Consider the following 11,576-nt stretch of genomic DNA (forward strand, 5'->3'; position numbering starts at 1 on the left):
GCGCGGAGGCCGGCGCGGAGGCCGGCGCGGAGGCCGGCGCGGAGGCCGGCGCGGAGGCCGGCGCGGTGCCGGCGGTTAGGAGCTCGGCGAGCAGGGCCTCGTGCGCCGCCCCGTGCTGGAGCACGAGTCGACGCTCCGCCGAGCCGCCCAGCTCGGCAACGGTCTCCTGCGCCCGCCGGAGCCCGGCGGCGTGGTCGGCGACCGGAATGGGCAGGGTGACCGGACCGGGCAGGGCGAAGCGCGGCGAGCAGGTGGTTCGTCTCGTGCAGGCTGAACATCGCCCGACGGGCCTGCTCGAGCAGCTGCCCGCCGGCCCGGTCCCCCAGGGCGAAGGCCGCCTGCAGGGCGCTGAGCAGCAGAGCGTAGTTCTGGTCGCTGAGATCCGCCAGACCGCCGGTGAGCGCGTCGACCGGATCCGGCCGCATCGTGCGCAGATAGCTCTCCGGCGCGAGCCCGGCGAGGTGATTCTTGACCGTGCCGAACCGGCGGAAGTGCTCACCCCCCTCGTCGATGATGAGCTTGACGAGGTGGACGAGCCGGTCCCGCTCGGGGAAGAGGTCGGGCCGTCCATCGATCGTGCGCAGCAGCCGCACGTACATCCCGTCGATGCCCGACGCCGTTCCCTGGCTCGGCCGTTCGACCTCGATGAACCAGTCCAGCTGTGCCGGGGTCAACGGCTGGAGCTGGAACGGCCGGTCGAGCTGGCGGTGGATGCGCTCAGCCCGGCCGACGTTCGGGGGCAGGCCGAGCAGGGTGAGCGCCTCGTTGACCCAGCGCAGGTGCCGCATCTCGTCGACCGCGATGGAGAACACCTCGGTGGCCGCGGCATGCACGCGGCGGGTGTGCTCGTCGGCGTCGTCGGGCAGTAGCCGGGGCGCGTCGAGCGAGTAGTGGGCGAACAGGTACTCCACTGACAGGGCATGTTCGACGGTGGCCAGGTAGTTCAGCTCGGCGAGCACCTCGTCCCGGGTCAGCTCGTCGGTAGCCGGCTCCGGGGGCGGCGGCGCGCCCCCGCCGGTCTCCCGGCCGTCCAGCACGACGGCCAGATCGTTCCAGGCATGGAGCATCTCGGGGTAGTCCAGTTCCAGCTCCCGGCGGCCGACCTCGGTCGCCAGGTCGGCGGGCGGCGGAACGCTGGTGCGATCGCGCCGCTGGAAGTTGACGTAGGGGACCTGCCCGTCCGCGCTGGTGACGACGTCGGGCTTGGACGCCGCCCAGTAGAAGCAGCCGCAGTCCCGGAAGTCATACTGCCACGGCGCGCACAGGCTGCGGGTCAGCTCCCCGGGCAGGTAGACGTCGGGGTCGATGACACCGTCGGGGTCGAGGTAACGGGCCCGGTCGGCGACCAGGACCGCCAGCACCGTGCCGTCCGGATCCCGCTGCACGACGCTGCGGTCACCGCGACGGAATCCGTTGAGCGTGCCGTTCACGACGTCGGCGCCGGGCGAGGAGATCCCCGGCGGCGGGCCGAGCAGGATCGCGATCCGACCCGGCATCAGGTCGTGCACCAGCCGCCAGACGTCCAAGCCGCCGAGGTCCGTGCAGGTGAACGTCGGTATCTCCGATTCGGCCTGGTCGACGGTCGTGCGCCCGCACACCGCCCACAGGTGCAGGGGCAGATCCGCGTCGGTCAGGCCGCGCTCGGCGGCGACACCGGTGGCGGCGACGTGGCGCAGCACGGCGCCGTCCGGACGGTGGAACTCGAAGGTCAGCCCGGGGAAGAACGCCTTGTCGAGGTTACGCTGGTCGAACTCCAGCCCCGGATAGCAGTTGTCGACGCCGCTCTCGGGACGGGTGCCGGCCGGGTTGCCGCGCACAACGTGGTCCGCCCGCGCTGTCAGGTTACGGGGGAAGATCTTCCCGGCCGGTGGCCCGGGCACGGGCGCGGGCACGGGATCCGCCATGTTTCAGCCCCTTCCTCGAGCGACGCACCTCGCCGGGCGACGCATCCTCATCGAGTTCATCGAGCAACGCCTCATCACCGGGCGGCGCACCATCACCGGGCGACGGTGGTCGGGTCACTGCCGCTGCCGCCGTACATCGCCGACGCCGGCGGTCGCCCGTCGAAAAAATCGGGACGCGCCGCGGACAGCTCGACGTACGCCCGCAGGCAGAAGGCGAGCCAGCCACGGATGTAGTCGCAGCCGGGCCGCCCGCGCCGGGTGACCTCGTGATAGCAGCCGCCCCCGCACAGATACCGGGCCCAGCACGAGCGGCACGGGCTCATCCGGTCGACGTGGCTACGGGCGAGGTGACCCGCCCGGGCCGCGTCGTCCGGGCCGGCCGCCACCGACCCCATGGCGAAGTCGGGGTCGTCGACGAGCCGGTGGCAGGCGAACAGGTCGCCGTTCGCGGCGGCGCTAAGGTACCCCGCGCCCGCCCCGCACGGGTAGGGGCAATGGCTGCCGCGGTGAATCTGCTGCATGGCGGTCTCGAAGTTGCCGAACGGGTACCGGCGACCGGCGGCCAGCTCGCGCAGCGCCACCTCGCCGCACTCGACCATCTGCCGCAGGAACTCGTCGAAGGCCGGGCGGGTGAACTCGAGCGCCGGGTCCGGCGACGCGACGACCGCGGCGAACCCGACCTCGTCGAACCCGAGGCCGATCACATGGTCGAGGACGTCGCGCAGCCGGCCGCTCGCCGGGGTGACGGTGATCCGGGCGGCGAGGTGGCGCGGGCGCCCGTGGCGGGCCAGCAGGTCGAGCCCGGCCCGCACCCGGTCGTAGGCACTGGCCCCGCCGGCCCCGCCAGCCCTGCCAGGCAGCCGCCGCAGCGCGTCGTTGCGGTCCCGGTCGCCGTCGATGCTCACCGAGACGGCGAAGGGATACTCGGCGAAGAGGCGGGCGTCCTCGGGACGCAGCACGGTCAGGTTCGTGGTCAGGGAGAACCGCACCCGCCGCCCGGCGGCCGCGGCCGCCCGCGCCGCGTAGACGGTGACCTCATGGACGAGGTCCGCGGCGAGCAGCGGCTCGCCGCCCATGAACCCCACGACGACGTCGGCGCCCGGCCGCGACTCGGCGAGGAGGCGGTCGACCGCCGCGAAGGCGACCCCGCGCGGCATCGCCCGGGCCGCACCGCCGAACCGCCCCTCGTCGGCGTAGCAGTAGGCGCACGACATGTTGCACGCCTGCATGACGTTCAGCGACAGGGCGGACAGCGGTAGCGGGTCGATCGGACGCCCGTCGATACGCCGGGGCGTGGACGGCTCCAGCCCCAGGTCGGCGCGCAGTCCGGGATCGAGCTCGATCGCCCCGCCCGAGCCCAGCCAGGTCTCCACTCGCCGCGCGACGTCCTCGGGCAGGTCGTAGACCCGACTGCCGTCCGTCACGAACAGGTGCGCACCCCGTGTGCTGCGGAACAGGCGGACCTCGGCGGCGGGATCCGGCACGCCGCCCGAGACGGCGGCCCGCTCTCCTTCCGCCGGCCGCGGTTCCCAGCCCGGCGGGCGGCGACCGATCTGCAGCAGGACCGTCACGTGCCGGACTCGATGTCCCGCCGCAGCGCGGCGCTCCAGGCGAGAAGAAGATCGTACTGCCGCCGGGTGATGTGCATCGGATGGCGGTCGGAGCCGCGCATCAGCGCCGGCATGCGACGGTCGTAGTAACGCTCCCTGGTCGCCGGCTCGCGCACGACCGCGGGGAGCAGCTCGGGCCGCTCCCGCAACAGGTCCTCGAGCACCTCCAGCGCCAGGAACCGGCGGTGGCGCGCCCGGCCCCGCCTCGGTCAGCGGAAGCGGGTGGCCGGTCACCGGCTCGGCCGCCGGGAACGCCAGGTCCCGGACCGACTCGACCGGCTCCCGCCGGCTCCGCGCGATCGCGGCGTTCTCGAACCGGGCCCGGTCGTTCTGGGCGTCGATGTTGACCGCGCCGACCGTCTCGAAGATCTGCTCGAACAGGTCGCGGACCTCCAGCGTGGTGCGGGCCGCGTCCGCCACGTAGGCGGGCTCGCGGACGTCGGCGCGCCGGACCCGGTCGGTCAGGCCGTCCGCGGCCGAGGTGAACGGCCGCCGGTCGGGTGCGAAGTCCGGCGGCCCGACGACGATCCGGGCCGTCGCGGTGAGTCCCCCCGGCAGGACGACCCGCACCGTGCCGTCGCAGACGTCGTCGACGAGCCCGAGGCTGGCGCTGTTCTCGGCGCCCGCGAACAGGCCGCCCGGGTTGGTGCGCGGGTCGTCGCCGGTCAGCGCGAAGCCGCTCCACATCGACTGCGGGTTGAGGATGAGCCGGTCCGCGGGCAGGACGTAGACGCTCGTCTGCGCCGGGAGGTCCGTCGGGCCGTACACCGCGCCGACGGCCGGGGTGAACCGCAGCCGCAGCTCCGGCAGCTCGGTGTTCGGCCGGGTCAGCTGCACGCTGCCCAGCGGGACGCGGCTGCCGACGGGCACCAGCGGCGTCGCGGCGCCCTCGGGGGAGCGCCCGTCGAGCGGGCGCCGCCCGGTGTCGTCGCCGGCGATGCTCACCTTCGCGGCGATCCGGTCGTCGTCGACCTGCGTGTAGTGATGCGGCTTGAGGTTGGCGACCTCCACCTCCCACCGCACCTGGGAGAGACTTGAGACCGAAGGCCGCCAGGACATCGGGGGTGATCGGCCCCTCGTGCGTCACCCCGTCGGTCGTCCACGCGCCGTGCAGCTCGAAGAACGGGCACACCGGGCGGAATCCCGCGGCGTCCTTGAACGTCACCGTCGCCGGCAGCCGGGTGGTGACCGTCCCGTCCTCGGCGACATCGAGGGTCTCGGCCGGCTGGACGATCGTGCGCCCGGTGCCCCGCGGCGACAGGCCGTCGGGGCCCCAGACGTAGTTGTCACAGGGGGTAGGCGACGGGCCCAACCGCCCGTAGGTAAGCGGCGGGTACAGCCACAATTGGTCGATCATCCAGATCTCCTGTTCTCCCGCACCCGCCAGGATGGCCGACGCCCCGAGGAAACGCCGGTCACCCGTGGATTCCCGCGTCATACCATGCGGGAATCCACCATCGTCGATCGCCGGCGTTCACCGGTATTTCCGTCGAACCCGACGGCGCGCCGTGCCTGTTTCGTCCCAAACGTCGCCGCGTCCCAAATGTCATCGCGTCCCAAACGTCGCCTCCCCCGAACGTCGCCGCCAAGCCGGGTGACCGATCCGGGCGACGGCTCGACGGTGATACGGCGAAACCGTTCGCCGTTACATCTATCACACCGGGTCCGTCATCTACCATCCTGAACCCGCCGCCGCGCGGTGAACTGTCGGACCCGAGACAACGCCGGATTCCGGCCGCCACCGGCCTTCCCGCCGGGCGAGGATCAACCGCTGGGCCAGCCGCCGACCAGACCGGGAGACGCAAGCGACAGTCGCGTCCGGGCCCCGTCAATCCCGACGACTTCGACATAGAACACCGGGCTCGGCGCGATGCACCTCACCCATCCCAGCAAACTCACTACCCATTCCAGCAAACTCACTACCCCATCCCAGCAAACTCACTACCCCATCCCAGCAACTCGCCGCAGGCCGGGCCGCCGGTCGCGGTCAGGCCGAGAGCCGCTGCCGCGCGGCGGGGCCCGGGCGCCGCGTCTCGCCCGGCGTCTCGCCCGGCGTCTCGGCCGCCAGCTGGGCGAGCAGCTCCCGGTCCGCGGGCGTCGCGGGCGTCTGGAGCCAGATGGTGGACTCCGGGTCGTCACCCGGTCGCAGCACCGACAGCATCAGCGAGATGTCACCGAGCGGCGTGGCCGCGCTGACCGTGCGGCCCGTGAACACGCGCACGGACCGGCATTGCCACCAGGCACGCAGCTCGGGGCGCGCCTGTTCGAGCAGCTCCAGCACGGCACGGCCGCGCTGGTCGTCGGGATGATGACCGAGCTGGGCGCGGAACTGGGCGAGCAGGTCCTTGGCCACGTCCTCGGACCCGCCCATCCCGTCCCGGGTCCGGGGCTGCGCCACCAGCATCCACAGCAGGTTGCGCTGGGACTCGGGCACGTCGGCGGGATCCCCCCACAGGACGGTGTAGGCGTCGTTCCAGGCGGTGACGTCGAAGCGCCGGTCGAGTAGCAACGCCGGACAGTTCGGCCAGTTGTCCAGCACCGAACGCAGCGCCTTGACGAGGGTGTGGTGGCGGTCCGCCGGCGGCGTGTGCAGGCCGGCGAGCGCCAGGGCGTGGCGACGACCGTCGTCGTCGAGCCGCAGGGCCCGAGCGACGGCCTCGAGGACCTGCCGGGACGCGGCGACCCGGCCTTGTTCCAGCCAGGTGTTAGGCGAGGCCGAGGCCGGAGAGGGCGGCGACCTCCTCCCGGCGCAGCCCCGGGGTGCGGCGGCGAGGTGTGGCGGGCAACCCGACATCCTCGGGTCGCAGGCGCTCACGGTGGGCACGAAGAAAGAATCCAAGCTCACGCTGGCGGGCGTCGTCGCTCATCGGTTCCAGTCGGATCGGGCGGCCTTGTCGACACCGCCGATCCGGCACATCCGGCGGGCGGGACAGCATCGACATAGGGACACGCGGTCAGCAGGACTGCTATTATCCTCAGTCGCCAACAACGCCTAACAGCAGTCACCCATGTGATGGCTGAAATCCAGCCACCGCCGCCGGATCAGCGCAGGCCGAAACGGCCGAGCGGACCGTCCAACGCAAGAAGACACAGTCCCATGGTGGCATCGCCCGGCGGCCATGTCCGGCGCTTACCCGGAGAGATCGTGTCATTTACATGATCAAACAACGTCGGCACAAATTTCGATACCCGAAGCAACCTATCGATAACCGCAAGTAATAGACCTGTGATGATCGACTGGAATCCGGATCATCGAAAACACCGACTCGCGGAACGTGTTCATCCCTCCATGGCGCCCGCGGCCACCCCGATCATTCGATTACCCGGTCCGGCGCTCGGTCCAGCGCCGATCCGCGGCCGGATCCGCGCCCACGGCCCGTCCAGCCCGCATGCGGACCGTCCAGCAGTCCGTGCCGATAGGCGTAGAGGCCGGCGCGCAGCCGGTCCGGCTGGCCGATCTTGCGCATCGCACCGGTGAGGTACCGCTTGACCGTTGCCTCGGCCAGGGCGAGCTCGCAAGCGATCTCCGCGTTCGACAGGCCGCGGGCGAGCTGGCCGAGCACCGCGCGTTCCCGGGAGGTCAGCCCGAGGGCCTGCGGTGGCAGTTCGGCCTGGACCGGCGGCCCCGGCACCCCCGTCGGCGGCGGCGCGGGCAGGAAGACCACGCCGCCGAGCGCGGCGATGGTGACCGCGTGGGCGAGGTCGGCAGGCGGAGTGTCCGGCAGCACCGCCCCCGACGCCCCGGTGGTGAGGATCTGGGTCAGTTCGGCGCAGGTGGCCAGCGGCCGCAACAGCAGAACGCGCGTGATGGGGATCCGGTCGGCCTCCGCGCGCAGCCGGCGCACCGCCGCGAGGTCGGTCGCGAGGTCCCCCGCGAGCCCGAGCAGCAGCACCCGGGGACGCGAGCGGCGGATCTGCGGCAGCGCGGCATCCAGCCGGTGGCTGCGGCCGACGACGTCGAGCCGGCAGATCGTCGAGAGCAGCAGGTGCAGCCCAGCCCCGGTCACCGAATGGGCGTGCAGCAGGAACACCGACACACCGCCGTCGATCTCTGTGGGCGTGAGATCCTTGGCGTACGCGGGACACTCGGGCTGCGCGGACGCCTCGGCGCGAACGGGAACCCCGGGACAGACCGGAACCCTGACCCGCGGCGGACCCCCGGAGTACGCGGAGTACGCGGAGACCTCGGCGCGGACGGGAGGGGGCGGGGCGGCTCCGATCGTCATGACTCCGGGTCCTTACCACGAGGAGCGAACGCGGGACGGCGGTATCACCCCGCCGTCCCGCGTGCAGGGGGCTGACCCGACCGTAGGCACCTTCGGATAGAGGCGGTGGTATCGCTAACACCCTCCGCGCACGCCGTCCCCGGGCCCCTCCGTCCGGCCCGACAGCCCCAGTCGTCAGGCCTCAGAGCGGACGGGTGATCAGCTCCCGGATCTGGTCGGTGACAGGTCCCAGGTCGTCCCGGCGGAGCAGGTTGATCCGGTTGCGGGTGATGTCCCCGCGGTGGACGAACTCGTAGAGATCCTGACGCTGCCCGAAACTGTCCGCCGTGAGCTCCCAGGCCAGCCGGAACAGCCGCGACTTCTCCTCGACCGGGAGGTTCGCGCCCCGCATGTACCGGTCGAGGTAGGGCCGCAGGTCAGCGGCGGCGAGGTCACGCTCGCTGGGCTGCATGAGGACACCCGACGGGCCGATCCGCCGCACGATCTCCACTGCCCGGCCGGCGACCTGCGCCGACCACACGCGGCTCGCGTCGGTGTTACCCGGCGCGAGCAGGCCGCCGTCCGTCGTCTCGACCCGGGCCTCCCCCGCGTCGAGGAAGTACCCGACGAGGTCAACGTAGCTCGCCAACTCCCCGAGGTCCTCCTGGACGTGACGCAGCCCCGAGGCTCCGATCGCGTCAGCGAGCAGCGTGCCGACGGCGAGCAGGGTCCGCAGCCGTTCCTGGTAGCGGATGTGGCCGGCGGCCGCGCTCCAGGCGTTGATCCGCCCGAGTCCGACCCGGGCGAGGTTGCCGTCGCGCAGCAGGAACACCCGGTCCCACGGAACCAGCACGTCGTCGAAGAACAGCATGGCGTCCTGCTCGTCGAACCGGGACGCGAGCGTGTGGGCGTGCCCGTACGGCCGGGCCCCCAGCGGCTCCCGACAGAGAATCTTCACACCTGGGGTGGCCAGCGGCAGGCCGAACCAGATCACGAACTGCTCGGCCTCGCGCTGCGCGAAGCTCGCCGAGAGGTACACGAGCACCTCGTGGGCCAGTGGGGCCAGCGTCGTGAGCTGCTTGGCGCCCCGGACGACGACGCCGTCGTCCCGCTCGGCGATGATGCGCAGCGCGAGATCGGGATCGTCCACGGGGCTGGTGGTCCGGTCGATCTGCGGGTCACCCAGAGCGTGGCCGAGGACCAGGTCATTGGCCGCACAGTGCCGGTAGAAGGCCACCGCGTTGGCACCGAAGCCGGCCTGGTTGCGCTCCAGATGGTCCCGGAAGTCGAGCAGGCCCACCGCCACGTTCGCCATGAACGACGGCGACCGGCCGTGCTGACCCCAGGACTCGCGCATCCACACGGCCGTGCTGCGCCGCCGGGCCCGCAGATCGTCCAGCGTGCGCGGCAGCTGGTAGGACCAGCCGACGCGGGTCCCCGCCTCGGGTTCGTGGACGGTGAGCACGTCGCGCAGATCCGGCTCGTGCTGCAGGTCGAACAGCCGGGCCAGCTCGTCGACGGCGCCCCGGAAGGCCGGGTGCGCCGCCACGTTCGCGACCTTCTCCCCGTCGAGCCACACCTCGCGGCCGTCGTTGAGGCTCGCCCGGTACCGCTCCCCGGTCATCAGCCCCTGCGCGGCAGGCGGCGGGATTCCCAGCGGCGGGTCGACCGGGGGCTCGGCCGTCGCACCGGCGGGGTGGTCACCGGCGGGTCGGCCGGGATCGTCGACGGCGCCGGGACGACCGCTGTCGGTCACGAGGGTCATGGCCTGATCTCCGTTCTGTGGACAATATCAGTGACATCAGTGACATCAGTGGCGGTCCAGACGCAGCCACGGTCGACCTGCCCCGGTCCGGCGACCGACCCGGCCACGACGGCCGGCTGGCCGGCCGGAGCGGGCACGGCCACGCCGGCTGACGGGACCGAGGGGTCGTCATGCAGCAGGCGGAAGGCCGGTTCGTATCCCTTGGCCCGGATGTTCGCCGAGAGGGCAGTGGTGCAGAACGAACAGGGGGAGGCCAGGGTGAGGGGCATGCCCCGGGCGCGGGCCTGCTCCCGGTAGTTCCAGATGCCACAGTGCGATATGATCATGGTCGCCCGCGTGGGCTCGTCGGTGTCGACCGCGTAACGGGAGGAGTAGAGATCCGCCTGGCGCGCGAGCCGGTGGACGACGTCGGCGGGCCGGCCGGTCGGCTCGGGCTCCACCTTGCCAAAGACCGAGGCGTTGGCCCTCGCCCAGTCGACGAGCTCCGCCTCGCCCCAGCGCGACACGATGAACCGTTCGATCAGTGCCTGCGCGCGGAAGAACACCCGCTGCCAGGCCGTCGGATCACGATCGTCAGGCGTCGGGAAGTCGGCGAAGATCTTGGCTTGGGTATGCAGCCAGTCGAGTAGACGCAGATCGGCGTGGTGTTCCAGCAGGAACGTCGTCATCCCCGACTCCGCCTCGAGCAGGCGCTGCTGCCACAGGGCTACGCGGTCGTCTCCGGTCATGTCGACGGCCGGAGCAGGGGGAAACGACCCGGACGCCGTCGCTCGCGGGGATGCGCCGGGCGGCTCGAGGTGGGCGTGGGGACGGGTGCCGAGGACCGCCATCGGCACCGGCGCGGCCGAGGACAGGGACATGGGTACGGCCATCGGAGTGGCAACGGCACGGGGCATGTGTGTGGGAGCCTCCACGGATCTCCTGTCCCTGGCGGCCCCGGCTAAGCGGGCCACCGCGACGACCGTTCCGGAGACCGGACGGCCAGGATGAATCACGACGGAAACAACGCTAAGTGCGCGGATTATGTGGAAATACCGATCTTCGGTGCATCTTCGTGCCACTTCCGGCGTCCGTCGCCTCACACGTTGTCGCCGTATGCATCGGCGCCGCACGGTTCGTCCGCCGCCGGCAACTTCGCGGCGAAGGTGCGGGCGGAATGCCGGGTGCGGTACTTGCGGTTCCGGCGAGGGCGCAGCGGATACGCTCGGTGCCTGAGTTTTCCATCGACTTACCCGGGGGGTGGCTGCGGCAGCGGCCGCCTTCCCACCCACGTGATCAGTATCCGGGACGCGTGTAGCTATCAGGACGCGAGCGCCCCTCCGATTCCCCTGACCCCTCAAGGCACCAGTCCCCCCGGAGGTTCCTGATGGCGATGACGGATGATGCCGAGATGCCGTTGCTGCGCCGGCGTCGCCTCGCTCAGAGCCGCACCCTGCGGGACGTGGCGGACGCGGCGCGGGTGTCGATGCCCTACCTCTCGGAGATCGAACGCGGCCTGAAGGAGGCGTCTTCGGAGATCCTCGCCGCGGTCTGCCGGGCGCTGCACATCCGGCTGTCCGATCTGCTGGACGAGGTGCGTCTGGAGCTCGCCCGGCTCGAACCCGAGGTCACCCCCGTGGCATCGCCCGGGTCGCTGTCCGCCGTCCACGGGCAGGCGACACCACTGATCACGGCCCGCGTCCTCTCCGCTGACCTGCACGCCGCCAGCGGCACCACGGCCACCGTCGGCATCACAGGCTCGGCTGGCATCGAAACAACCGGTATCGGCGCAACGGTCGGCGCGGCATTGCCCTTCGGCGTGTCGCCGAACCTGGGACTCTCGCCGAGCTTCCGGGCCGCCGTCCCTACCGGCCGGGTGGTGGTGCCCGGCCCGCGGCGAGCCGCCGTCGCTCCCGGTCCGCGGGGATCGGGGAGATCGGGGGGGGCCGGGCAGGTGGTCCCGGCCCGCAGCCGCCTTCCGGCCGCGGCATGTTCGGCCGGAAGGCGGCCGCCGGCACGCTCGTCGACAGGTCGGCCTGTGGCCAGTCGACGTGTGGCCGGCCAGCCGGCCGGAGCGGCCGACCGCCGGACCGCGCCCGGTCAGGCGCTGCGT

Annotated in this window: 7 protein-coding genes; 1 reads left to right on the plus strand and 6 read right to left on the minus strand. The window is 72.1% G+C overall.

The window, feature by feature from the left end:
• The 6 genes from AC08OT_RS14565 to AC08OT_RS14590 form a co-directional block, all read right to left on the minus strand.
• A partial coding sequence (locus tag AC08OT_RS14565) for a ferritin-like domain-containing protein (RefSeq protein ID WP_476602916.1) occupies positions 1–1,904 on the minus strand: 1,904 nt, incomplete at its 3' end.
• Between the two features lie 92 nt (positions 1,905–1,996).
• Entirely contained in the window at positions 1,997–4,525 is a 2,529-nt protein-coding gene (locus AC08OT_RS14570; RefSeq protein ID WP_476602917.1) for a radical SAM protein, read from the minus strand.
• A 976-nt stretch (positions 4,526–5,501) separates the two neighbouring features.
• The gene (locus tag AC08OT_RS14575; RefSeq protein WP_476596915.1) at positions 5,502–6,338 is read right to left on the minus strand and encodes an MmyB family transcriptional regulator; all 837 of its coding nucleotides are present in this window, start codon (positions 6,336–6,338) and stop codon (positions 5,502–5,504) included.
• 487 nt (positions 6,339–6,825) lie between these two features.
• Entirely contained in the window at positions 6,826–7,740 is a 915-nt protein-coding gene (locus AC08OT_RS14580) for a response regulator transcription factor (protein ID WP_476592566.1), read from the minus strand.
• A 181-nt stretch (positions 7,741–7,921) separates the two neighbouring features.
• Complete coding sequence (locus tag AC08OT_RS14585) at positions 7,922–9,484, minus strand: 4-hydroxyphenylacetate 3-hydroxylase family protein (RefSeq protein ID WP_476592567.1); 1,563 nt, start codon at positions 9,482–9,484, stop codon at positions 7,922–7,924.
• A complete protein-coding gene (locus AC08OT_RS14590; protein WP_476592568.1) occupies positions 9,481–10,344 on the minus strand; it encodes a hypothetical protein in 864 nt (287 codons plus the stop codon). Before AC08OT_RS14590 ends, AC08OT_RS14585 begins: the two co-directional genes overlap by 4 nt.
• A 506-nt stretch (positions 10,345–10,850) precedes the next feature.
• Here AC08OT_RS14590 and AC08OT_RS14595 point away from each other — a divergent pair.
• Positions 10,851–11,576: helix-turn-helix domain-containing protein (locus tag AC08OT_RS14595; RefSeq protein ID WP_476595597.1), on the plus strand; the 726-nt coding region annotated here is incomplete at its 3' end.

This window comes from Frankia sp. CgJB1, assembly GCF_977947065.1.

Bases quoted from the DNA above. Each gene is read 5' to 3' on its own strand.
- AC08OT_RS14580 (WP_476592566.1), bottom strand. From the start codon at position 7,740: ATGACGATCGGAGCCGCCCCGCCCCCTCCCGTCCGCGCCGAGGTCTCC.
- AC08OT_RS14585 (WP_476592567.1), bottom strand. From the start codon at position 9,484: ATGACCCTCGTGACCGACAGCGGTCGTCCCGGCGCCGTCGACGATCCC.
- AC08OT_RS14590 (WP_476592568.1), bottom strand. From the start codon at position 10,344: ATGTCCCTGTCCTCGGCCGCGCCGGTGCCGATGGCGGTCCTCGGCACC.